Source organism: Occultella gossypii (assembly GCF_019947135.1).
Taxonomy (GTDB): Bacteria; Actinomycetota; Actinomycetes; order Actinomycetales; family Beutenbergiaceae; genus Occultella; species Occultella gossypii.
Window position 1 is genome coordinate 44,033 of record NZ_JAGSHT010000015.1, and the last position, 22,434, is coordinate 66,466.

At 71.0% G+C, this 22,434-nt stretch carries 21 protein-coding genes and 1 pseudogene; 8 read left to right on the top strand and 14 right to left on the bottom strand.

Annotated features, from left to right (window positions below):
* Positions 1-143: 143 nt before the first annotated feature.
* From KCQ71_RS16020 to KCQ71_RS16070, 11 genes are all read right to left on the bottom strand, one after another.
* The gene (locus KCQ71_RS16020; RefSeq protein ID WP_223407680.1) at positions 144-1,259 is read right to left on the bottom strand and encodes a BMP family lipoprotein; all 1,116 of its coding nucleotides are present in this window, start codon (positions 1,257-1,259) and stop codon (positions 144-146) included.
* 207 nt (positions 1,260-1,466) lie between these two features.
* The gene (locus KCQ71_RS16025; protein ID WP_223407682.1) at positions 1,467-2,711 is read right to left on the bottom strand and encodes an amidohydrolase; all 1,245 of its coding nucleotides are present in this window, start codon (positions 2,709-2,711) and stop codon (positions 1,467-1,469) included.
* A gap of 57 nt (positions 2,712-2,768) precedes the next feature.
* A complete protein-coding gene (locus KCQ71_RS16030; RefSeq protein ID WP_223407684.1) occupies positions 2,769-3,812 on the bottom strand; it encodes a LacI family DNA-binding transcriptional regulator in 1,044 nt (347 codons plus the stop codon).
* A gap of 60 nt (positions 3,813-3,872) precedes the next feature.
* Positions 3,873-4,802 (bottom strand): ribokinase, encoded by a 930-nt coding sequence (locus KCQ71_RS16035; RefSeq protein WP_223407686.1) that lies wholly within the window; start codon positions 4,800-4,802, stop codon positions 3,873-3,875.
* Positions 4,799-5,659 carry a carbohydrate ABC transporter permease gene (locus KCQ71_RS16040; protein ID WP_223407688.1) on the bottom strand — a complete coding sequence of 287 codons (861 nt, stop codon included), beginning with the start codon at positions 5,657-5,659 and terminating at the stop codon, positions 4,799-4,801. Before KCQ71_RS16040 ends, KCQ71_RS16035 begins: the two co-directional genes overlap by 4 nt.
* Complete coding sequence (locus KCQ71_RS16045; RefSeq protein WP_223407690.1) at positions 5,656-6,567, bottom strand: carbohydrate ABC transporter permease; 912 nt, start codon at positions 6,565-6,567, stop codon at positions 5,656-5,658. The genes KCQ71_RS16040 and KCQ71_RS16045 overlap by 4 nt, the downstream gene beginning before the upstream one ends.
* Before the next feature lie 64 nt (positions 6,568-6,631).
* Entirely contained in the window at positions 6,632-7,951 is a 1,320-nt protein-coding gene (locus KCQ71_RS16050) for an ABC transporter substrate-binding protein (RefSeq protein ID WP_223407692.1), read from the bottom strand.
* Between the two features lie 57 nt (positions 7,952-8,008).
* The gene (locus KCQ71_RS16055) at positions 8,009-8,959 is read right to left on the bottom strand and encodes a nucleoside hydrolase (RefSeq protein WP_223407693.1); all 951 of its coding nucleotides are present in this window, start codon (positions 8,957-8,959) and stop codon (positions 8,009-8,011) included.
* Positions 8,960-9,197: 238 nt separating this feature from the next.
* Complete coding sequence (locus KCQ71_RS16060; protein ID WP_223407695.1) at positions 9,198-10,307, bottom strand: mannose-1-phosphate guanylyltransferase; 1,110 nt, start codon at positions 10,305-10,307, stop codon at positions 9,198-9,200.
* Between the two features lie 112 nt (positions 10,308-10,419).
* Positions 10,420-11,550 (bottom strand): YihY/virulence factor BrkB family protein, encoded by a 1,131-nt coding sequence (locus KCQ71_RS16065; protein ID WP_223407697.1) that lies wholly within the window; start codon positions 11,548-11,550, stop codon positions 10,420-10,422.
* Positions 11,551-11,635: 85 nt separating this feature from the next.
* Positions 11,636-12,175, bottom strand: a complete 540-nt coding sequence (locus tag KCQ71_RS16070; protein WP_223407699.1) for a 2'-5' RNA ligase family protein — start codon at positions 12,173-12,175, stop codon at positions 11,636-11,638.
* A gap of 157 nt (positions 12,176-12,332) precedes the next feature.
* On the opposite strand from KCQ71_RS16070, the gene galK reads away from it, so the two are divergent.
* From galK to KCQ71_RS27685, 4 genes and pseudogenes are all read left to right on the top strand, one after another.
* Entirely contained in the window at positions 12,333-13,532 is a 1,200-nt protein-coding gene (gene galK / locus KCQ71_RS16075; RefSeq protein WP_223407701.1) for a galactokinase, read from the top strand.
* 139 nt (positions 13,533-13,671) lie between these two features.
* Positions 13,672-14,106, top strand: coding sequence for a transferase (locus tag KCQ71_RS16080; protein ID WP_223407704.1), 435 nt, complete (start codon positions 13,672-13,674; stop codon positions 14,104-14,106).
* Between the two features lie 24 nt (positions 14,107-14,130).
* A pseudogene (locus KCQ71_RS27680) lies at positions 14,131-14,766 on the top strand (Hsp70 family protein); the annotation flags it as partial.
* 70 nt (positions 14,767-14,836) lie between these two features.
* Positions 14,837-15,727, top strand: a complete 891-nt coding sequence (locus KCQ71_RS27685) for an Hsp70 family protein (RefSeq protein ID WP_223407890.1) — start codon at positions 14,837-14,839, stop codon at positions 15,725-15,727.
* Positions 15,728-15,733: 6 nt separating this feature from the next.
* Here KCQ71_RS27685 and KCQ71_RS16095 read toward each other — a convergent pair whose 3' ends face one another.
* The gene (locus KCQ71_RS16095; protein ID WP_223407705.1) at positions 15,734-16,252 is read right to left on the bottom strand and encodes an ArsR/SmtB family transcription factor; all 519 of its coding nucleotides are present in this window, start codon (positions 16,250-16,252) and stop codon (positions 15,734-15,736) included.
* 105 nt (positions 16,253-16,357) lie between these two features.
* Here KCQ71_RS16095 and KCQ71_RS16100 point away from each other — a divergent pair, with 105 nt between their 5' ends.
* From KCQ71_RS16100 to KCQ71_RS16115, 4 genes are all read left to right on the top strand, one after another.
* Positions 16,358-17,716, top strand: a complete 1,359-nt coding sequence (locus KCQ71_RS16100) for an MFS transporter (RefSeq protein ID WP_223407707.1) — start codon at positions 16,358-16,360, stop codon at positions 17,714-17,716.
* A 284-nt stretch (positions 17,717-18,000) separates the two neighbouring features.
* Positions 18,001-19,038: an efflux RND transporter periplasmic adaptor subunit gene (locus tag KCQ71_RS16105; RefSeq protein WP_223407709.1), complete on the top strand. Its 1,038-nt coding sequence runs from the start codon at positions 18,001-18,003 to the stop codon at positions 19,036-19,038.
* Entirely contained in the window at positions 19,035-19,832 is a 798-nt protein-coding gene (locus KCQ71_RS16110) for an ABC transporter ATP-binding protein (RefSeq protein WP_223407711.1), read from the top strand. The genes KCQ71_RS16105 and KCQ71_RS16110 overlap by 4 nt, the downstream gene beginning before the upstream one ends.
* Positions 19,829-21,031: an ABC transporter permease gene (locus KCQ71_RS16115; protein WP_223407713.1), complete on the top strand. Its 1,203-nt coding sequence runs from the start codon at positions 19,829-19,831 to the stop codon at positions 21,029-21,031. The genes KCQ71_RS16110 and KCQ71_RS16115 overlap by 4 nt, the downstream gene beginning before the upstream one ends.
* On the opposite strand, the gene KCQ71_RS16120 is transcribed toward KCQ71_RS16115, so the two are convergent.
* Both KCQ71_RS16120 and KCQ71_RS27365 read right to left on the bottom strand, forming a co-directional pair.
* Positions 21,025-22,206: a N(5)-(carboxyethyl)ornithine synthase gene (locus KCQ71_RS16120; RefSeq protein WP_223407715.1), complete on the bottom strand. Its 1,182-nt coding sequence runs from the start codon at positions 22,204-22,206 to the stop codon at positions 21,025-21,027. The genes KCQ71_RS16115 and KCQ71_RS16120 overlap by 7 nt on opposite strands.
* Entirely contained in the window at positions 22,203-22,337 is a 135-nt protein-coding gene (locus tag KCQ71_RS27365; RefSeq protein ID WP_283248717.1) for a hypothetical protein, read from the bottom strand. The genes KCQ71_RS16120 and KCQ71_RS27365 overlap by 4 nt, the downstream gene beginning before the upstream one ends.
* Positions 22,338-22,434: the final 97 nt, after the last annotated feature.

The window sequence follows — 22,434 nt, forward strand, 5'->3', positions numbered from 1 at the left end:
GATCGACGAACACAGTCGAGGGGCCCGGCCCCCCAAGGCAGCCCGGGCCCCCGACGCAGACGGGGGGGCCCGGCCTACCCACCAACACTGCGGTGGGCCCGGCCACCCTGGGGCGGCCCGGCCCCTCGACTATGACGGATGAATCAGTTCGCGCTCGGGGACTCGATGACGAGGTCGCCCGCGATGATCTGCTCGCGCAGATCCTCGATCTCGGTCTGCAGCTCGGCCGGCACCTGGTCCTCGAAGGAGTGGTACGGGGCCAGGTCCACGCCGCCGTTCTCCAGGGTGCCGACGTACGGAGCCGGGTCGAAGTCGCCCGCCACCGCGGCGTCGATCGTGTCGAACACCGAGTTGCCGATCAGCTTGATCACCGAGGTCAGGATGAGGTCCTGGTACTCGGCGTTGCTGGCCTGCTCGTAGCCGTCGGAGTCGACCCAGATCACCGAGACGCCCTCGTGCTCGGAGGCCGCGGAGAGCGAGCCGGCGCCGACCGGACCGGCCACCGGCAGGATGATGTCCGCGCCGGCCGCGATGAACTGCTGCGTGGTGTTGTAGCCGTTCTCGGTGTTGGTGAAGTCACCGGTCATCGAGCCGTCCTGGGCCTCCTTGTCCCAGCCGAGCACCTGCACGTCCGTGCCGTGCGCCTCGTTGTACGCGGCGACGCCGTCGACGAAGCCGTCCATGAAGATCGTCACGGACGGGAAGGCCTGGCCGCCGAACGTGGCGACCGTGCCCGTCTGGGTCATGCCGCCGGCGAGGTAGCCGGCCAGGAATGCGGCTTCCTGCGTGTTGAACAGCAGCGGCTTCGCGTTCGGCAGTTCCACCGGCGAGAAGTCGGGGGCCGAGAACGCGGAGTCGACCAGGGCGAAGTGCAGGTCCTCGTTCGCCTCGGCGGCCGCCTGGATGGTGTCCTCGAGCGCGAAGCCGACACCGATGATCAGCGAGCAGCCCGCCTGCACCATGGCATCGGCGTTGGAGGTGTACTGACCCGGGTCGGTGGACTCGGCCGACTGGACCGTGATGCCGAGCTCGGTCTCGGCGCGCTCGAGGCCCTCGAAACCGGACTGGTTGAAGGAGGCGTCGTCGAAGCCGCCCTCGTCGGAGATCATGCAGCCGATGAAGTCGGAGTTGTCGGGGGCCTCCGCGGTGGTCTCGGTGTCACCGCCCGTCGTCTCCTCGTCCTCGGGGGCGGCGCCACAAGCGCCCAGGGTCAGGGCGGCGACGGCGAGGGTGGCCACCACGTAGATCGGCTTCTTCACGTGAACTCCTGTGTTTTCTTCGGCGGCTCGCGGGGTGTCGCGAGCCCGGATCCCACGGTGCGGTCGATGCGTTCCGTGGGTCACCTAGGGGGAGACAGTAGACCGGCGGATATCTCGTTCGTGTTACATGGTGAGACGTTCGGGCAAAGCGTTACCGAACTGGTACCGAACGCCGCTCCCGGCCGAACGCGGGCTGCCCCGTGCGGCTCACGCCGTCGGAGTACGCCGATCGATGCCCTGGGCCCCCGCCTGGACCGCCACCTGAGCCAGGAACCGCGCCCCCACCCCGATCGCGGACTCGTCGATGACGAGGTCCGCCTGGTGCAGGTCGAACGTGCGACCGCCCGGAGTCCGTGTGCCCAGGCGAGCCATCGAGCCGGGGATCCGGGTCAGGTACCAGCCGAAGTCCTCCCCACCGAGCGATTGCTCGGTGAGCAGGACCGAGTCGGGTCCGAGGATCGTCTCGGCGGCGTCGTCCATGTGGCGCACGCAGCGCTCATCGTTGTCCACCGGCGGCACGCCCCGTTGGATCTGGAGGTCCACGTCCACACCGGTCGGGGCGACCACCTGGTCGATCAGCTCGCGGAGCAGATCCTCGGCGCGGTCCCACGCGCGCACGTCGAGGCAGCGAAGGGTCCCGGTGAGGACACCCACGGATGGGATCGCGTTGGCCGCGGTGCCGGCGCGGACGCTGCCCCAGGTGAGGTTCACCCCGGAGCGCGGGTCGAGGCGCCTGCCGAGCAGGGCCGGTGTGACCGTCGTGACCAGGCCGAGCGCGTACACCACGTCACCGGTCAGGTGCGGCCGGGACGTGTGGCCGCCGGTCGAGGACAGCGTCACCGTGATCGTGTCGGAGGCACTGGTGATCGGCCCGATCCGAGTGCCCACCTGCCCGGCGTCGAACTTCGGGTCGCAGTGGATCGCGTAGATCTGGTCGACGCCCGCGAGCACTCCGGCCTCGATCAGGTCCAGGGCTCCGCCCGGCTGCAACTCCTCGGCCGGCTGGAAGATCAGGCGCACCCCGATCTCGAGTGTCCCCTCCGCCGCGAGGCTCGCCAGGATGAGGCCGGCGCCGAGCACCACGGCGATGTGCGCGTCGTGACCGCACGCATGGGTGACGCCCTTGACCGTGGAGGCGTACTCGAGCCCGGACGTCTCCTGCAGCGGCAGGGCGTCCATGTCCGCCCGCAACGCCACCCGGCGCAGCCGGCGCGACTGCAGTGCATCCGCGGTGCCCGCGGGGTCGATGTCGCAGTACAGGCCGGTGCCCGCGACCCGGTGCACGGTCAGGCCCGCCGCCTCGAGTCGGGCGGCGACCAACTCGCTCGTGCGGTGCTCCGTACGCGCCAGTTCCGGGTGTGTGTGGATATCGCGTCGCAGTGCGCGCAACTCGGCGTCGAGTTCGGCGGCTAGGGCGTTGATCCGGGACGTCAGGGCAGCTGGCTTCGACACCCCCCGAGGCTACTGCCTCGCGCGCCGGCGCCGCCCTGGCGTCCGTTCCCACGGTGTTCAGCCCCGGGGCACGCATCCGCAACTGCGCCCGATCACAAGGTTCCCGCGGAGCACGGAGTGCACCGGCGCGAGCCCGGGGGCATGGATGTGCTCGAGCAGCGTCCCGACGGCGAGCCGGGCCATCTCCACGATCGGTTGACGGAAGCTGGTGAGGGAGGGCAGCACGAAGCGTCCGGCGGCGGTGCCGTCGATGGCCGCGATGGCGACGTCCTCCGGCACCCGCAGACCGAGTTCGTGGCAGGCGAGGATCGCGCCGAATGCCTGCGTGTCCGACTCGACGAAGAGTGCGGTGGGCGCGGGTGCGCCCGCGGATCCCCGCCGGGAGGACTCGCCGAGCAACGCCAGCGCGGCCTCACGTCCGCCGGCCTCGGAGAACTCGGCGTGCTCGACCAGCGCGTTGCTCGCGTCCGCCCCGACCCGCTCCTGTTGCGTGCGCCAGCCCTCGATCCGTTCGGCGGACAGCGCCACCGGCCACGGCCCGGCGACGCAGGCGATCGTCCGGTGACCGTGCTCCTGAAGGTGCTCCACGGTGTAGGCGGCGGCCTGCCCGTTGTCGATGTGCACGCTCGACACCGCGTCGGAGCGTTCGGCCTCGCCGACGCGGTCGAAGACCACGGCCGGTACGCCGTCCGGCCTCAGCTCCGCGAGCGTGGCCATGGCGCGCACCGAGGTGACGATCAGCCCGTCGACCCGGCGGTCCAGGAACGAACGCAGGTACAGCGCCTCCCTGGAGGGATCGTCGTCGGTGATCCCGATCGAGAGGGTGTTGCCGCGCTGGAAGAGCTCGACGACGAGGGCCTCGGCCACCTCGGCGAAGAACGGGTTCCGTGGGCTCGGGGTGAGCAGCCCGATCGAGCGCGTCATGCCGCCGCGCAGCGCGGAGGCGATGGCGTTCGGCCGATAGCCGAGTTCCTCGATCGCGGACTCGACCCGGCGTCGGGCCTTGTCCGAGACCGGCCGTGGGCCGCCGTTGATCACGTACGAGACGACCGCTGGTGAGACGCCGGCCAACGCCGCGACCTCCGCTCGGGTCACCGCCATCGCCAACGCGTCCTCGCCGTCACGGCCCGAACCTACCGTGCCGTCGGCGGCACATCGACATCAGGACCCGGTGGCCACGTCGACGAGCTCGCCGCTCATGGCGTAGGAGGACTGCGCACCGTCCCGGGCCACCGCGTACGTCCCGGCCCGCACGCCGAGTTCGACCGCGCTGCGCAGGTCGGCACCCTGAGCCAGGCGCACCGTCAGCGCACCCACGAACGCGTCGCCGGCGCCGGTGGTGTCGACCACCCGGCCGACGGCCGGTGCCGGCACCAGGCCGGCCCCCTCGGCGTCCGCCCAGACGGCCCCGCGGGCGCCGAGCGTGATCACGACGGACCGGGCCCGCTCGAGTAGCTGCCGGGCGGCCTCGTGCGCCGAACCGACGCTGGTGACCGGCCGCCCGGTGATCGCCGCCGCCTCGGACTCGTTCACCACGAGCGGGTCGCAGGTGGCAAGCACGTCCGCGTCCAGTTCGACGAACGGCGCGAGATTGAGCACGAACCGGGATCCGGACTCGTGCGCCGCGGCTGCTGCGGCGGCGATGATCCTCGGCTGCACCTCGGCCTGGAGGACCACGAGCCCACCACCCGCGCGGCGGCGCACGACGCGGGTCACCCGCGTTGCCGTCAACGCGAAGTTCGCCCCAGGTACGACCACGATCGAGTTCTCGCCGGAGTCCTCGACGGCGACGATCGCGAGCCCCGTGTGCTCGCCTGTGATGACCTCGACCTCGGCACTGTCGACGCCCTCCGCCCGCAGTTCGCGCAGGAGCAACGCTCCGTCGTCGTCGTCACCGACACAACCGACGAATCTGACCCGGCCACCGAGGCGTGCCGCGGCTACGGCCTGGTTCGCCCCCTTGCCGCCGGGGCTCTTCCGCATGGCCCCGGCCAGCACGGTCTCCCCCGGTCCGGGTGCCGTCGGCACCCGGACGATGTAGTCAAGATTCGCGGATCCGATGACCGTGATCGGCGCTCCCCCAGCTGTCATTTCTCTCCCGTTGCCAGCGAGAGGCCGCCGAACGACCTCTGCAGAATGAACATCATGACGGCGGGCACGACGGAGAGCACCACGGCGCCGGCGAAGTTCTGGCCGTAGTCGAACGTGTGCTCGCCGAAGGTGCGCGACAGTGCCACGGGCGCGACCTGGAGACGCGACTCGGAGACCACCAGCAGTGGCCAGAGGTAGGCGGTCCACTGGCCGAGGAAGATCAGCAGTGCGGAGTTCGCCAGCGCCGAACCACCCAGTGGCCAGTACACCGACCAGAGCACCCGAGGCTCGGATGCCCCGTCGATCGTCGCGGCCTCCCGATACGACGTCGGCACGGCGAGGAAGTGCTGCCGGAGGTTGAAGATGGCCAGGCCGTTCCCGATCCCTGGCAGCACCAGCCCCATGATGGTGTTCGTCAGGCCCCAGCTGGTGAAGAGTTGGGACAGCGGGATCGCGATGGCCTCGAAGGGCACCATGAAGCTGATGACGACGAACGCGAACACCGCACCCCGCCCGCGGAACTGCAGCACCGCCAACGCGTAGGCGGCCAGGGCACACACGATGACGCCGACCGCGACCGTGAGTGCGCAGACCAGGAAGGAGACTCCAAGCGCACGGCCGAAGGAACCGGTGAGCAGGGTGACGTAGTTGTCGAGGCTCACCGAGCTCGGCACCAGGATCCGCCATGACAGCGGCGAGAGTGAGCCGAAGATCTCCGAGCTCGGTCGGACCGACCCGAGGAGGAGCCAGAGGGCGGGCAACGCGAACACGGCGGCCACGAGCACGGCCAGGATGGTGAGCGCGACGGACCGACGCTCCGAGCGGCCCCGGCGTAGTCGGGTGGTGGTGGCGGTCATCGACGACTCCTCGTCGGGCGGTCCTCACGCAGCATCCGGAACTGGATCGCGACGAAGACGAGCATGATCAGCGTCAGGATGACGACCTCGGCCGCGCCGAGGTTCTTGCTCCCGTACGTGTAGGTCGTCCGGTAGGCGTTGAACATCTGCATCGTCGTGCTGTTCTGCGGCCCACCGTTCGTGAGCATCTGGATCGGCACGAACACCACGAAGTTGGCGACGGTGTCGGCGACCAGCACGAACAGCAGCGGCCGCTTCAGCAGCGGGATCGTGATCGAGAAGAACGTGCGGATCGGGCCGGCCCGGTCCAGCCGGGCCGCCTCGTAGTACTCCTCCGGGATCGACTGGATCCCGGAGATCAGGAAGAGCATCCAGTAGCCGATCCCGATCCAGGAGAGCACGAGCATGATCGAGGCGAGGGCCTGGTCGCCGGAGGTGAAGAACGGCTGGGGCGTGCCGCCGAGCGCCTCGATGATCGCGTTGATCGGCCCTTCCGGCCGGAGCGCGACCCCCCACACGATGCTGGACCCGACGATCGGGACCGTGGCGGGGATGAAGATCAGCGTGCGCCAGAGCCCAGGGGCACCGATCTTGCGGGTGACCAGCACCGCGACCATGAGCGCGATGGCGACCTGGAGCGGGTTGATGATCACGTTGAACACGACGGTACGGACCACCGTGTCGCGGAACGCCTCGTTCGCGAGCAGGTCGGCGTAGTTCCGGAAGCCGCTGAACACCGGCTCGAGGACGCCGCCGGGGAAGCCCCGGTGGAGGCTGGAGATCACGGCCCCGATGCTGGGCGCGATCCGCAGCGTCAGGATCGCGATGATCGCCGGCGCCAGGAAGATGACCGCCCAGGCGAGTTCCTTGTGGCGCCGGGAAAGTCGTCGCGGGGGTGGGCTCCCCACACCGGGTGATGTCCTCACGCCGGTGCGGGGAGCCTCGTGCTGCACACTCATCGGATCGACGGCCCTACTGATACTGGGCCCAGGCGGTCTCGAGTTCGCTGGTGGCCGACTCGAGCGCTGTCTGCGGATCCGTACCGTTCGCGACGTCGGAGAACGCCCGCCCGAGGATCTCCTCGAACTCCACGTACCCGACCGTCTGGAGCCGTGGCACCGCGGTGTTGGACGACTCGTAGTCGATGATGGCGACCGCGTCCTGACCGGAGTCGGAGTCGAACACGTCGCGCTCGAAGTAGGCGGTCTTGCCCTCGGGGGTGGCCGGCAGCTCGGGTGAGCCGTAGTTGAGCGCGTACCCGCCGCCGCCCTCGACCGACATCCACCGCATGAAGACTCCGGCCGCCTCCTTGTCGTCGCTGAACGGGCTCATCGCCAGCGACCAGGAACCGGTCGGCGTGACCGCCTCGCCATCGGCGAAGGCGGGCTGCGCCGCGACGCCCCATTCGAACGTGGCATCCGAGAGCTGCGGCAACAGCCACGGCCCCTGCACCATGTAGGCGGTGTTGCCGGTGAGGAACTCCGCGTCGGACTGTTCCGGGGTCACGCCCTGTGGGGAGAGCCCGTCGGCGAAGAGCGAGCCGTACCACGTCATCGCCTCGACCCAGGGGTCGGTGGTGACGTCGGGAGTGAGGTTCCCGTCACCGGTCCCGCCCGCGGAACCGCCGAGTGACATCGGCAGCGGCTGCAGCTGGTAGTACCGGTTGACCTGCCCGAACAGCAGGCCGTTCTGCGCACCGGCGTCGACGGCGGCCTGCGCCCGCTCGGTGACCTCCTCCCAGGTCATCCGGTCCTCGACGGCGGCCGAGGGATACTCGGCGCCGGCAGCGTCCAGCAGCGTCTTGTTGTAGTAGAGGAGCTGGGTGGAGTTCGCGATCGGCAGTGCCCATAGGCTGCCGTCGAACGAGCTGGACTCCACCGGGGCCGGGTCGAACGCGTCGAGGTCGTCGGCGAACTGCTCGCTGAGGTCCTCGGTGTAGCCGCGGGACGCGAGCGCCGGGATCCGAGGCTGGTCCGCCCAGAAGACATCGGGGTTGCCGTCCTGGTTCCCGATCCGGGCGTCCAGGATCGAGTTGAGCTGGTCGAACGGCACCGCCTCGTACTCGACGGTGATCGTGGGGTGCGCCTCGGCGAACGCGTCGAGCACGAGCTGCATGTCAGCAGCATCCTGGTGTCCGAGCACCTGGATCGTGGCCGTCGGGTCCTCGGCGGGCAGGCTCCAGGAGCCGTCGCCGCCGCCGTCGCCACCGCCGTCCGATCCGGAGGAGCAGGCGGCCGTGAGCATGAGGGCGATGACGCCGACGGTGCCGGCCGCACGGGTGGTGCGTCGCATGATGGGTCCTTTCGTGACTTCGGTGTCGGGGGGTCGGGACTGCGTGTTCGGGTCGCGTCAGAGCGCGGCGATGCGGTCGAGGAAGTAGGTCATGAATGCCTCCACGTCGACGGCGGTCGCCACGGTTGCGTTGGCCGGCGGTGCGTCATGCCCGGTCAGCAGGTCGGTGATCGCGACACCGCGGCCCACCTCGTCACCGGCCACGACGTCCACGTGCGCCGGTACCCAGGTGAGCAACTCGGGCCGGGAGATCGCCGCAACGGCGAGCGGGTCATGCATCGCGCAGGAGCGGCCGGCCTCGGGGTCGCCGGGGTGCTCACGACCGAGGCGGTCGAGCCAGGCGATCGTGCATTCGCCCGCGAACTCCCCGAAGGGCCGCCCGCCGGCGGCCATCGTAGCCGCGTGCTCGCGGGTCAGCCGCACCTTAGTGGTGACGTCGAGCCCGACCAGCCGGACCGGTGCGCCGCTGCGCAGCACGGCCCGCGCGGCGAGCGCGTCCACCCACCAGTTGAACTCCCCGGGCATCCGGCGCACGTTCGTGTGGCCGAGGAACACCCCGCCCATCACCACGATCTCCTTGACCGCTCCTGCCACCGTCGGGTCGAGCGCGATCGCTGCGGCCACATTCGTCAGCGGGCCGATCGCCACGATGGTGATCTCACCGGGCGAAGCAAGGACGCGACGTGCGATCTCGGCCGCGGCGAACCCGGGGGCCGCCTTGTGGTGGCCGAAGCGTGACCGCACCTCCTCCGGCGCCGAACGTGCCCGGTCCGGCTCCACGATCGGCGCCGCAGCGCCGCGGACCACGGGGATCTCCGGCCGGCCGAGGCGCTCGAGGAGCTCGACGCTGAGGTAGGTGCCGGACTCCACGTCGATGTTGCCGTTGACGGACGTGACGAGCTCGACGTCGAACGTGCCGTCGGCGAGCAGGAGGGCGAGGGCGAAGCCGTCGTCTATCTCGGAACCGGGCGCGCCCATCGCCATGTCGGTGTCAAGGATGATTCGCATCTGAACTCCTTCGTTCAACTCGTGTTGCGGACATGTTGACACGTGTTGACCACCGGAATCAAGCCAATGACCCCAGCACCGAGATCACGAGTTGGTCACGTTGGCCACGGACCAGACCGTGGCATCGCACACGCGGCGCCGACATCGCACCGGGCGCCGGTGCGAAGTCAGCCACCCGGGTGCGACTTCAGCCGCCCACGTGCGAAGCAGCGGGCGGAGTGTCGAACGCCGACCCGGATCAGGTCAGGTCGCCCCGCCCGGACTCCTTCAGCAGGCCCACGACGTCCTTGACCCGTTGCGCGTGCTCCCTCGTGGTCACCAGGAGCGCGTCAGCGGTGTCCACCACCACGGCATCGTCGATGCCGAGCAGCACCACGGTCCGCCCGGCCGCGGGCACCACGATCGACCCGGCCGAGTCCCGCACGACCACGTCGGCAGCGGACCCGAGCACACCGCCGGCGGCCGCCGGAAGCAGGTCGGCGAGCGCGGCCCAGTCCCCCACGTCGTCCCAGCCGAAGTCACCAGGCACCACGGCGACACCGCCGGCCGCCGCGACCGGTTCGGCGATCGCATGGTCGATCGCGATCCGGGTGAGTGCGGGCCAGTGCCGCGCCAGGGTCTCGTTCCGGCGGTCGGTGTCCCAGTCCGCGGCGATCGCGGTGAGACCGTCGGCGAGCGCGGGCTGCAGCCGGCGCAGATGCTCGAGGAGCACCGTCGCCCGGACCACGAACATCCCGGCGTTCCACCGGTAGGAGCCGGTCGCCAGGTATGCGGCCGCGGTCTCGGCGTCGGGTTTCTCCGTGAAGGCGACCACATGCCGGGCGCCGCCCTCCTCGCGAGCCGCTCCCCCGCCGTCGACCGCCTTGCCCACCTCGATGTAGCCGAACGCCGTGGACGGATGATCGGCGGCGATGCCGATCGTCACCACGAAGTCCCGGCGGGCGGTGGCGACGGCGGTGCGCACCGCACGCTCGAACGCCGCCCGGCCATCGATCACGTGATCGGCCGCGAACGAGCCGAGCACCACGTCCTCGTCCGGATGGCGCTGCAGCAGCACGGCGGCAGCGAGTCCGATCGCGGCCATCGAGTCACGCGGGCTGGGCTCGCACAGGATGTCGTCCTGGGACAGGCCCGGCAGTTGCGCACCGATCGCCTCCGCGTGCGCCGTTCCGGTCACCACCAGAGTGGCGTCGACCAGCGGTGCGAGCCGGTCCGCCGTCGCTTGGATCAGGGTGCGACCGGACCCGGTGAGATCGTGCAGGAACTTCGGATGCCCCGCGCGTGACAGCGGCCAGAGCCGGGTTCCCGCGCCACCCGCGGGGATCACCGCGTAGAAGGTCTGGCTCATCGGGTCAGCCTAGGGCCCGGCGCTGCGAGTCGGTCCCGAAGCCGGCGAGTCAGCCGGCCGGTGCCGACTGGTTCGAGATGTCCACGGCTGATGACACACGGTGCCGGTGCCGTCAGTCCCGCTCGGCGTGCTCCCGGTGGCGCTCGAGCGCCTCGCGATGGGTTCGGGACTCCTCGCGAACCGCGCGCCACTTGCGCCGCACCCACCCGATCAGGCCGCCCCAGTACTCGGGCTCGGGTGGCGGCTGCTCGGGCCGGATCTTGCCGGTCACCGGATCGTGGTCCCAGTCGAGGGTGGCGGGCTCGGAGACCGTGACGTAGTTCGGGTGCTCCTCGAGGTGGGTGATCATCTCCTCGGTGACCTCCGGCGCCGAGGGTGGGTTCACCGTCCAGGCCGCGACCATCAGCGTGACGCGCACCACGAGGTTCACCCAGAGCAGCAACGTGATCAGGGCAGCGAAGGTCTGCAGCAGCGGGTTGTTGTCGACGCTGCCGACGATGCTCGTGCCGAGGTAGCGGATCACGCCCGCGCCCACGGCGGCGACGAGCGCCCCGAGCCACAGGTCGCGGCGTGGCGGGTGCACCCCGGCGAGGACCCGGTAGAGCATCACGAACACGAGCAGGTCCATACCGAGCACCACGACGAGCCCGACGATCCGGAGCACCCAGCGGCCCGCGGTGCTGCCGTCGGCACCGATCAGGCCGAGCAGGTACTCACCGGCAGCGCCCACCGCGATGCCCAGAGCCGAGGTGAGCAGGACGGCGATGGCGAGTCCGAAGTACCCGCCGAGGTCGCGCAGCTTGCCGACCACCACGTTCTCCTTCGGCGCGATGATGCCGAACATGGCCCGGATCGCGGTGCGCAGGGCGGCCATCACGGTGGTGGCCGCGTTCACGAGAACGACCACGGCGATGATGCCCGCGATCCCGGCGCCGGTGGACAACTGGAGGTCCTCGGGACTGATCAGGCCGTTCGGGTTGTCATCGGTCTCGATGATGCCGGGCAGCGCGTCGCTGATCGAGTCCAGGACGGCGTCGCGCAGTTCGGTGTTCGAGCCGAGCACGGCCATGAAGATCGTGTAGCCGATGGTGAGCCCGGCGAAGATCGAGAACAGCGCGGAGTACGCGATGCCGCCGGAGAGCAGCGCGCCGTTGGCCGCGCCGTAGCGCGCGAGGCCACGGGCGACCCTGGTCTGCTTCCACCACTCCAGGATTGCCTTGAGCCGGGTTGTGATGGCAGCCATGTGGGCCAGTTTCCCGGCTCCGGGGGTGCACCGCACTTCGACGAGCACCGGACCGGGCCGCCCACGCGCGGCGCGGGCGTGACGATCAGGAGGTCAGCACGAAGTTGCGGACACCCCGCCAGACGCCGTCGTCGCCGTACTCGTAGAGCGAGAAGTGAGCCACCGGGAACACCGCATCGAAGGCCTCCATGGCCGCGTTCGCGGCGTCCAGGCCGGCGTCGTCGATCTCGTGTGCGATGGTCACGTGCGGGTGGTAGGGGAACCGGAGTTCCTGTCGCAACGGCCCGGCGTTGATGGCCCGCTGCAGCCGCTCACATGCCTGCGTTCCGGCGGCGAGGCGCACGAACACCACCGGAGAGATCGGTCGGAACGAGTCCGTGCCCCCCAGTTCCACCACGAACGGCGGATGCTCGGCGGCGACCGTACGTAGGTGTTCGGTCACTTCGGCGAGATCATCGGGTTCGACGACCGCCGGCGGCATCAGGGTGATGTGCGGCGGCACCGAGTGGGCCAACGGATCGCCGGCCTCGATGCGGGCACGGGTCAGGGTCGCGCTGTACGGCTCCGGGATCGGAATGGACACCCCGATGCGAACCTGCGCCCCCATCCGCTCCGGAGCGCTCATCCGCCGATCACCGGCACTGTCCCCCGATCCATTCTCCTAGTGTGCCGCACCCGCGACGGTGGCCGCGCACGGCCGGCCCATGGGGCAGGATGGGCGCGGCGCCCGCCGTGCCGCGCCCGCAGCATCCGCACACCGCACCCGACCACGAGGACCCGCGATGATCGACCCCTGGAACCCGACCGAGGGCGCCGCCTCCGCCCGCGCACAGTTCGCCGAGGTCTTCGGCGGGGAGCCCGACGGCGTCTGGTCCGCCCCCGGCCGCGTGAACCTGATCGGCGAACACACCGACTACAACGGCGGTCTGTGCCTGCCGGTCGCGCTGCCGCACCGTACGTTCGTGGCGTTGCGCACCCGGGACGACGGCGGACTGGGCCTGGTCTCGGGCCGTGAGTCGGGCGCGTGGTCGTCGGAGCTGACCGCAGTCGGCCCGGGCACCGTCGAGGGTTGGCCCGCGTACCCGGCCGGCGTCGCCTGGGCGCTGGCCCAGGCGGGGGTCAGCGTGCCCGGGTTCGACGCCGCGGTCGCCTCCTGCGTTCCGTACGGGGCGGGGCTGTCCTCCTCGGCAGCGCTGGAGTCCGCGTTCGCCGTCGCGATCGCCGACTCCGTGGGCGCGGCGTGGACGGGTCCCGACCCGTCGAGCGACGCGGGCCGGGCGTTCCTCGCGCAGGCGTGCGTGCGGGCCGAGAACGAGGTGGCGGGGGCGCCGACCGGCGGCATGGACCAGGCCGCCTCGCTTCGGTGCGCGGCGGGCCACGCCCTGCTCCTGGACTGCCGCGACGGCTCCACCCGACAGGTGCCGTTCGACCTGGCTGCGGCCGGACTCGACCTGCTCGTCATCGACACCCGGGCCGAGCACGCCCTGGTGGACGGCCAGTACGCCCAGCGTCGCGCCACCTGCGAGGCGGCCGCGCGGGCACTCGGAGTACCGACCCTGCGCGAGATCGACCCCACCGGACTCTCGGACGCGCTGGCCGCCCTCGGCGACGACGTCAGCCGCCGCCGGGTCCGGCACGTGGTCACCGAAATCGCCAGGGTCACCGAGTTCGTGGCGCTGCTGGACACCGGCCGGGTCCGGGAGGTCGGGCCCCTGATGGACGCCTCGCACGAGTCGCTGCGCGTCGACTACGAGGTGACCTCCGCGGAACTGGACGTCGCCGTCGCCACGGCCCGGGCCGCGGGCGCCCTCGGAGCCCGGATGACCGGTGGCGGCTTCGGCGGTTCCGCCATCGCCCTGATCGAGGCGGGCACCGCGCAGCCCGTGGCCGAGGCCGTCTCCGCGGCGTTCGCCGATGCCGGCTTCACCGCACCGGAGTTCCTGATCGCGACGCCGTCCGGTCCGGCCCACCGGGACATCTGACCGGGCCCACCGAGGCGAACGCTCCCTCGAACGCCCCGACTCTTGGCGGCTTGGTGCCATTTCGTCCACCGATGCCGCGTTGGCGTACCGCACGCTCCCCCGGGAACATCTACCGGTCGTCGCGCGTTATGTCAGAACCATGCGAATCAAGAAGTATGAAGTCCTCGACCACGATGACGGCCGGTCCGTGCGCTATCGCCGTCACGAGAACGGTGGTGGCCTGGTTGCGACCGGCGCCACCGTGGATGAGCGTGCCTACCTCGCGCAGAGCGTGTGGGTGGACCCAGGTGCCGTGATCGGCGCTGGGGCACACATCAGCTCCGGCGGGTGGATCGAACCCGGAGCCCGGATCGACGCCGGGGCGCGGATCGCGTCCAACGTCCGGATCGGGCCGGGCGCCCACGTCGGCGCGCGTGCCCGGATCGGCAGCCGGAGCCGGATCGGCGCTCAGGCCAGGGTGGCGCCCGGCGCCACCCTGGAGCCCGACAGCGACCTCGCGGACGGGCAGGTCGCCGACGGCCGCAGCCGCTCGACGGCAGGTCCCGGATCTCCGCGATACGGCACGGCCGCCTGAGGGCTGCGTTGTTAGGCTGAGGCCATGCACCTGGGCGTCGATCTCGGCACCACCCGGACCATCGTCGCCGCCACCGACCGGGGCAATTACCCGGTGGTGAGTTTCCTCGACGGTGATGGCGACGCGCACGACCACTTCCCGTCCGTGGTGGCCGACGACGCCGGCGAACTCGTCTACGGCTTCGACGCGGTGGTGGCCGGCCACGCCGGTGCGGCGACGCTTCGCTCCTTCAAGCGGGCGCTCGCCGCACCCGATGTCACCGGGGCGACGCCGGTGGCCATCGGGACACGCACCGAGCCGATCCTGGACGTCCTGACCGGCTTCCTGACGGCGCTCCGGACCGCCCTGTACGAACGCTCCAACCTGCCCCGCGCGGCCCGCAACGCCCGGGCACGTGAGGCCGCCCGGACCGTGGTCGGGGTCCCGGCGCACGCCCACGGGGCGCAGCGTTATCTCACCCTGGAGGCCTTCCGGCGCGCCGGGTTCACGGTGACCGCAATGGTCAACGAGCCATCCGCCGCCGGCTTCGAGTACACCCACCGCCGCGGTACGACCGTGAGCTCCCGACGTACCCGCGTGGTCGTCTACGACCTCGGCGGCGGCACCTTCGACGCCTCGCTCGTGGACGTGCGGGACACCGACCACGACGTCCTCGCCACCGCCGGCCTCAACCGGCTCGGCGGCGACGACTTCGACGAGGCCCTGGTGCAGTGCGCGCTCGCCGCTGCCGGTGCCTCCGGCACGCGGTATCCCGAGCTCCTCGAGCCTGCGGGACCAGGCCCGCGAGGCCAAGGAACGACTCACCCCGCAGTCGCGGCGGATCGCCCTCGACGTGGGTGCCACCGAGGTCACCGTGGGGGTCGACGACTACTACGAGGCCGCGACGCCCCTCCTGCAGCAGACGATCGACGCGATGCGCCCGCTCCTCGCCGGGCTCCCCGCCGACGGCGAGCCCGACCCGGCCGAGACCGGCGGAGACTCGGCGGACCCCGAGTCCGCCGAGGATCTGACCGAGATCGCGGGCATCTACCTCGTCGGCGGCGGCAGCGGTCTGCCGCTGGTACCGCGCCTGCTCCGTGAGCAGTACGGCCGCCGCGTGCACCGGTCGCCGCTGCCGGCGGCCTCCACCGCGATCGGGCTGGCGATCGCCGCGGACCCGGACGCCGAGTTCACCCTCTCGGACCGCCTCTCCCGGGGCTTCGGGGTGTTCCGCGAGCGCGACGGCGGCGCCGGGCTGAGCTTCGACGCCCTCCTGCGCCCGGACGCACCGCTGCCGACCGATGCCGACGAGGACGCCGTCATCGTCCGCCGGTACCGCGCGGCCCACAACGTGGGACGGTTCCGGTTCGTGGAGTGCACGGCCATCGATGCCACCGGTGAACCGCGTGGCAACATCGTCCCGTTCGCCCAGGTGACCTTCCCGTTCGACCCCGCCCTCCAGGGCCCGGACCGGAGCGCGGCGGTCGCGGCCGCCGAGGTGCACCGCCGCGACGACGGGCCGCTCGTCGAGGAGCGGTACGTGATCGACCGGCACGGGATGATCGAGGTCCGGATCACCGATCTGGACTCCGGGTACAGCCAGACCCACGCCATCGGCTCCGCGGGAGGGTCACAGGGCTAGCGGCAGTCAGGTCTGGCGCCGACGGGCGACGTCCTCGTGCAATGCGAAGAACAGCGACAGCGGTTCACCGCCGAGGTCCGGCTCCCGGTCGGCATACTCACCGAACAGGTCCGAGATTCGGCGCAGGAACTCGTGGCGATCCTCCTCGTTGAGCCGCAGCCCGAGCCGCACCACCTCGGCCCGCGCAGGATCTGACAGCGCGAACTCGTCCAGGAACGCCTGGATCAGGATCTGGCCCGCGCCCGGTCCCATCGGCGTGCGCAGCGACTTGCGGGTCGCCAGATAGGGAACCTCCCGGGCACCCCGCTTGCCCTGCCGCTCCGGCTGGGCGGCGAGGAACCCCCGCTCGGCGAGCAGCCGCACATGGTGGTACGTGGTCGCCGGCGCCATCTTGAGGCGGCCCGCGATCTCCTTGTTCGTCAGCGCCTCGTCAAGGCACAACCGCAGGATCCGCATCCGCAGGGCCGAACTCAGGGCCCGGGCGTCTGCATCCGCGGCGGCACCGGGGATGGCCTCATCGGTCATGGCCCGATGGTACCGACGACCCATGCTGCAACCTCGCCAAAGTGATTGAGGCTTCCCGATCATTAGTGATTGACATTTCTCAATCACTTGCTCACACTGGTTCGCATGGCCGGAACCACCACCCCAGATCCACCCGCAGGGCCTGCCGTGGCTGGGCCGGCGGACCCGACGCCCAAGCCCCGGGCGCTGTGGCACCATCGGGACTTCCGCCACCTCTGGGCCGGTGATGCGCTCGGCCAGCTCGGCGCCCAGTTCACCGGCCTCGCCCTGCCGGTGCTCGCCGTCGGTGTCCTCCAGGCGACCGAGTGGCAGATGGGCGTGCTGTCCGCCGCGAACATGGCTGCCTTCCTGCTGATCGGCCTCCCGGCCGGGGCGTGGGTGGACCGGATGCGCAAGCGTTCGGTCCTCATCACGGCGGACCTGTTCCGCGCCGTCATCCTTGCCGGGGTGGTCGTCGCCGCCCTGACCGGCACCGCATCGATGCCTTTGCTCTATGTGGCCGGCCTGCTGCTCGGTAGCGCCACGGTCTTCTTCGACGTGGCGCACCAGTCCTACGTGCCCACCCTGGTCGGCATGGATCACGTGGTGGAGGGCAACGCCAAGCTGCAGGCGACGGCGTCGGTCGCCCAGGTCGCGGGGCCCGCGGCGGCCGGGGTGCTGCTGCGGTTCGTCAGCTCGGGTGCGCTGATCGGGTTCAACGCGCTCACCTACCTGTTCTCGGCGCTGTTCGTGTCCCGGATCGCGCACCGCGAGACGCTGCCGCCCCGGGAGGCGCGGCGGCCGCTCGTGGTGGAGATCCGGGAGGGCCTGTCCTTCGTACTGCGGGAGCCACTGCTGCGCCGGATGGTCGCCTGCACCGCGCTCGGCAACCTGGCCTGGGGCATCCTGTCCGCGCTGGAGGCCCTGTACATCCTGCGCGACCTGGACCTGGGCGAGGCGGCACTCGGCACCATCTTCTCCGCCGCGTCCGTGGGCGCGCTGGTCGGCGCGCTGCTCGGCCGCAAGGCCGCGGAGTGGATCGGCGAGGCCCGGCTGGTCCCGGTCAGCGCGGTCGCGATGGGGATCCCGATCGCGCTGGTCCCGCTCGCGTCGGTCCTGCCCATTCCGCCCATGGTGACCCTGATCGCAGGACTCGGGCTCAGCTACGCGATGATGGTGGTCTACAACATCGCCACGGTGAGTTTCCGCCAACGACTGTGCCCGCCCCCGTTGCTCGGCCGGATGAACGCGTCGGTGCGGTTCATCGTGTGGGGCACGATGCCGTTCGGCGGCCTGCTCGGCGGGTGGTTGGGCAGCTCCTTCGGCGTGGTCCCGGCCTTGTGGTTCGCCGTGATCGGCACGCTCCTCGCCGCGCTCCCCGTGGTGATCTCACCGCTGTGGACGATGACGACGCTGCCGACGGCTGCGGATGACGGTCGGGGCGCCGCCGCCGTCGCCCCGGAGGGAGCCGACCCGGCCGACTGACCTCTCGACCGTTCGTGCCCCACTCGATCACCTCAATGCTGCTCCAGGTGGGCCGGGCCGGTGACCCGGTTCGCGCGGCGGGGAAGGATCAGCGTCAGGTGGATCATCGCCAGAGCTGACCGCCGGGAGCTCGCCGGGCCGGCTCCCGCTGCCGGGACAGTGGCCGCACAAGCCCACACACAAGGCGCCCAGTTATGGCTAGGCTGACCCGAGCACAAGGGGGTACGGACCGGCGTGGGTACCGGCTTCGAGGTCATGCCGAACGACTGCAGGGGGCTGTTGCCATGGGTGTCACGCGCCGAATCGTCTTTCCCGCGCTGCGGATCGGAATCTGGGCGGTGATCGCCGTCGCGCTCCTGCAGCTCGCCTTCGGCGGCACCACGTCCACCGCGGATCCCGACGCCGGACCTGAGGAGCCTTCGGCGGTGTTCGAGGACCCACAGGTGGAGGTCACCACCGCCACGATCACGAATCAGGTGACCCTCGCAGCCACGATCGTCGCCGACGGCGCCGTGACCGCACGGGCGAACCTGGACGGCACGATCAACTACTTCGAGGCGGACGAGGGTGACCTGGTCACCGAGGGCGACCGCCTCCTCGTCATCCGGCAGGAGACCCCGCGCGACCCCGTCGAGCGCACCGACGACGAGGGCAACATCACCGTCACGCCGCGCAGCCCGGAGGTCACCACCACGGTGGTCCGCGCCCCGGCCTCGGGCGTGGTCCGGTTCTCGGTTCTCGAGGACCAGGCCGTCTCGATCGGCGACGCGGTCGCGACCGTCACACCCGGCACGTTCTCCGTGCTCGGCTCGCTGACCCCGGAACAGCAGTACCGCCTGATCTCGGCGCCGGCCGAGGGGCAGGTGGAGGTGCCCGGCGGGCCCGCCCCGTTCACCTGTACCGGCCTGACCACGGGCGTCGCCGCCGGCGCGGACGCCGGCGCCGCCGGCTCCGATCAGCAGCCCGACGGCGAAGCCCCGGGCGCCGGTGACGGCACCACGGTGCAGGCCCGCTGCGCCGTGCCCGCCGAGGTCACGGTGTTCCCCGGCCTGACCGCTTCGCTGGTGATCACGAGCGGCGAGGCAGTGGACGCGCTGGTCCTGCCGGTGACCGCGGTGCAGGGGTTGTTCGAGACCGGGGTGGTCTGGGTGGTCGGTCCGGACGACGAGCCCGAGGAGCGCCCCGTGACCCTGGGCCTCACGGACGGGGAGCTCGTCCAGATCGTCGACGGGGTGGCGGCCGGGGACCTGGTCCTCGAGTTCGTGCCGGGCGCCGAGATCGAGCCCATCGATCCCTACGCGATGGACCCGGGGGTCGGATGAGCCTCCTGGAGTTGCGCGGGATCACCCGAACCGTCCGGCTGCCCGACGACTCCCGGCTGGACATCCTGCGCGGGGTGGACCTGAGCGTCGGGGCAGGTGAGCACATCTCGATCGTGGGCAGGTCTGGCACCGGGAAGTCCACCCTGCTGAACATCCTCGGCCTGCTGGACGCCCCTACGGATGGCGAGTACCTGCTCGACGGAACCCCGATCGGCAGACTCGGCAACCGCCGTCGGGCTCGGCGCCGCGGCGACGACTTCGGCTTCGTCTTCCAGCAGTTCAACCTGCTGCCCGGGCGGACGGCCCTGGAGAACGTGATCGCGCCCCTGCTGTACGCACGCGGCCGCACGTTCTGGCGGCGACACTCGATCGCCGCCTCGATGCTGGAACGGATGGGCCTCGGCGACCGGTTGGAGTCCAAGCCCGAGCAACTCTCCGGCGGCGAGCAGCAACGGGTCGCGATCGCCCGCGCCCTGGTCCGTACCCCGCGGGTGATCCTCGCCGACGAGCCCACCGGCGCCCTGGACGTGGACACCGGCGCCGAGATCATGAGCATGCTGGACGAGATCGCCTCCGATACCGGCGCCGTGCTGATCGCGATCACCCACGACCTCGCCGTCGCCGCCCGGGCCACCCGCCACTTCCGGCTCGGCGAGGGAGTGCTCACCCCGATCACGATCGCGCCCCGCACATCGGGCACGCTCGCCGAGCTCGGCGATCCCCTGACCGCGACGGACGTCGTCGACCCGGAGGCCGTCCCGGCCCTCGCAGAGGTCGAGGCGGGACCGGCGTGACCGGGTTCGTCGGTGCCCTGGTCGAGGCGTGGGGAGAACTTCGGATCCACCGCCTGCGGGTGCTGCTCTCGCTCATCGGGGTGGCCGTGGCCGTCGCTGCGATGACCGGGGTGACGGCGCTCGGGGACATCACCCGGCAGGCGCAGGCCGAGCTCTCCGAGGCCCAGAGCGGGCGGCCGGCGACGTTCCGCGTGGACGCCTGGTCCGAGACTGCGACACTGGACGCGACGGCCACGACCGCGGCGTTCCGCGAGTTCGTGGACCGCTACCAGATCGAGCAGGCCTCCCTGGTCACGTACTCGACGATGCCGGTCCGGATGCCGATGGCCACCTGGGACGTCACGGTGCAGGCGGTCGACCCGCCGTACGGGACGATGCACCGGATCGCCCCGATCCACGGGTCCTGGTTCACCGAGGCCGACGCGGACCGGTTCTCCCCCGCCCTGGTCGTGAACGAGGCGTTCCTGCGCGAGCTCGGCGTCGCCGACCTGTCCGGGCACCCGACCGTGCTGATCGGAGCCGGCGAGCCGGTCCTGGCAACGGTCACCGGCGTGGTCGCCGACCTCTGGCCCGGTGCGTACCCGGAGGCCTACATCCTGAGCTCGGCGTACGAGCGCTGGATCCCGCCCAACCCCGAGTACTTCACCGTCCCGGCACTCGAGGTGTGGGTACCACCGGAGGACGCCGAGGTCGCGGAGGAGTATCTGAACCGGGATCTGACCGCCGCCCTTGGCGCCGGGGCACAGGTGCAGATCTACCGCCAGGACGCGTTCGGCATCGAGGAGTTCGACCGGGTCTTCCAACTCGTGGTCACGGGCATCGGCGTGCTTGTGCTGATGCTCGGCGCCCTGAGTCTCGTGAACATCTCGCTCGTCACGGTGCGCCAACGCATCCGGGAGATCGGCATCCGCCGTTCCTTCGGCGCGTCCTCGGGGCGGATCTTCTTCTCGATCATGATGGAGTCGCTGGTCGCGACGGTGCTCGCCGGCGTCGTCGGGGTCGGGATCGCCGTGGTCGCGGTCCGCAATGCCCCGATCGAGTCACTGATCGGCTGGGGCGCGATCCAGGACGTTCCACCGTTCCCGGTCTCCGCGGCGGTCACCGGACTGGTGGCCGCCACGGCGATCGGGGCGCTGGCCGGGCTGCTGCCGGCCCTCGTGGCGGTTCGGGTCAAGCCGATCGACGCGATCCGTTACTGAGCGGGCGCCCCGCGGCCCTGACCCTCGAGCACGGCGTGCGGGTAGGCGTCGGCGCGCCCTTGGAATCGAAGGACGTCCGGATTGCGGATGCGTCCGCCCTGGATCTCGATCGCCCGGTTGATCGTCTCGTCCCCCGACCATCCGGCCGGACCTGCCATGACCGTGCGCAGGAACGGCAGCAGTGCCTCGCTGTTCTCCCACGTCGAGGAGTCCCACAGGTACGAGGGGCTGTGGTCGACGGCGTAGTGGTAGACGTGGTCGCCCACCACGAAGATCGGGTCCGCGAAGCTCGTCGAACGGGCCCAGCTGAAGCCCATCCCGTCATCGCAGGAGACGTCGACGATGAGGCTGCCGGGCCGGAACAGCGCCAGGTCCTGCTCGTGCAGATAGGTCAGCGGCGCCAGCGGATCCTGCAGGGTGCAGTTCACGACGATGTCCGCGTCCGCGAGGAACGGCGCCAGTGGCACCCGGCCTGCCTCGCTGATCACGTGGCTCGGCCGGGACGGATCGTCATCGTGGTCCAGCCGCAGGATCCGAACGGACGGGATCGGGGAGCCGACGGCAGCCACCTCCCGGTTGGTGAGGACGTGTACGTCGTGCACCCCGTGGGCGTTCAGCGCAGTCACGGCGCCGCGGGCGGTGGCCCCGAAGCCGATCACGATGGCGCGCCGGCGCCGCCCGTAGTCGCCGGTGAATCCGCGCAGCTGCATGGCATGCAGTACGGAGCAGTAGCCTGCCAGCTCATTGTTCTTGTGGAACACGTGCAGGCCGAACCCGCCGTCCCTGGTCCAGTGGTTCATCGCCTCGAACGCGATCAGGGTGAGCCTGCGGTCGATGGCGAGCTGGGTGATCGCCCGGTCCTGCACGCAGTGCGGCCACCCCCAGAGGGTCTGCCCCTCGCGCATCTCCGCCAGGTCGCTGGGCTGCGGCTTGGGCAGGACCACCACGTCCACCTCGGCGAGCAGGTCGGTGCGTGAGCGCACGCCGGCGACCTGCTCCGCCAGGACGGCGTCGCTCACCCCGAACCGGTCCCCGTACCCGTGCTCCACGACGATCCGGGCGCGCAGGTCCGCATCGATACGCTCGACGTGGGCGGGGTGGATCGCGAGACGGCGTTCGTCCGCCTTGCGGGAGGTGCCGAGCAGGCCGACTCGCAATTGGTCGGTCACGCTCACCGCTTCTTCTTGCTGACCACGGCCTCCACCGCGCTTGCATGATCCGCGGCACGGGTCCGCTTGTCCGCCTTGTCGGCGCGTTTCTCCTTGAGGGACTTCCCAGCCTTCTTGGCGTTGGACTTGTCGTTCATGACGAACTCCCTCGTTCACAGGGCCGAAACCGGCCCGTACCCCGAGACTAAGCCACCTGGACCTGCCGAACCACCGGTCGGGTCGCCACCGAGCGCA

Bases quoted from the DNA above. Each gene is read 5' to 3' on its own strand.
- KCQ71_RS16030 (WP_223407684.1), bottom strand. From the start codon at position 3,812: ATGGCGGTGACCCGAGCGGAGGTCGCGGCGTTGGCCGGCGTCTCACCA.
- KCQ71_RS16035 (WP_223407686.1), bottom strand. From the start codon at position 4,802: ATGACAGCTGGGGGAGCGCCGATCACGGTCATCGGATCCGCGAATCTT.
- KCQ71_RS16040 (WP_223407688.1), bottom strand. From the start codon at position 5,659: ATGACCGCCACCACCACCCGACTACGCCGGGGCCGCTCGGAGCGTCGG.
- KCQ71_RS16050 (WP_223407692.1), bottom strand. From the start codon at position 7,951: ATGCGACGCACCACCCGTGCGGCCGGCACCGTCGGCGTCATCGCCCTC.
- KCQ71_RS16055 (WP_223407693.1), bottom strand. From the start codon at position 8,959: ATGCGAATCATCCTTGACACCGACATGGCGATGGGCGCGCCCGGTTCC.
- KCQ71_RS16060 (WP_223407695.1), bottom strand. From the start codon at position 10,307: ATGAGCCAGACCTTCTACGCGGTGATCCCCGCGGGTGGCGCGGGAACC.
- KCQ71_RS16065 (WP_223407697.1), bottom strand. From the start codon at position 11,550: ATGGCTGCCATCACAACCCGGCTCAAGGCAATCCTGGAGTGGTGGAAG.
- KCQ71_RS16070 (WP_223407699.1), bottom strand. From the start codon at position 12,175: ATGAGCGCTCCGGAGCGGATGGGGGCGCAGGTTCGCATCGGGGTGTCC.
- galK (WP_223407701.1), top strand. From the start codon at position 12,333: ATGATCGACCCCTGGAACCCGACCGAGGGCGCCGCCTCCGCCCGCGCA.
- KCQ71_RS16080 (WP_223407704.1), top strand. From the start codon at position 13,672: ATGCGAATCAAGAAGTATGAAGTCCTCGACCACGATGACGGCCGGTCC.
- KCQ71_RS16095 (WP_223407705.1), bottom strand. From the start codon at position 16,252: ATGACCGATGAGGCCATCCCCGGTGCCGCCGCGGATGCAGACGCCCGG.
- KCQ71_RS16100 (WP_223407707.1), top strand. From the start codon at position 16,358: ATGGCCGGAACCACCACCCCAGATCCACCCGCAGGGCCTGCCGTGGCT.
- KCQ71_RS16105 (WP_223407709.1), top strand. From the start codon at position 18,001: ATGGGTGTCACGCGCCGAATCGTCTTTCCCGCGCTGCGGATCGGAATC.
- KCQ71_RS16110 (WP_223407711.1), top strand. From the start codon at position 19,035: ATGAGCCTCCTGGAGTTGCGCGGGATCACCCGAACCGTCCGGCTGCCC.
- KCQ71_RS27365 (WP_283248717.1), bottom strand. From the start codon at position 22,337: ATGAACGACAAGTCCAACGCCAAGAAGGCTGGGAAGTCCCTCAAGGAG.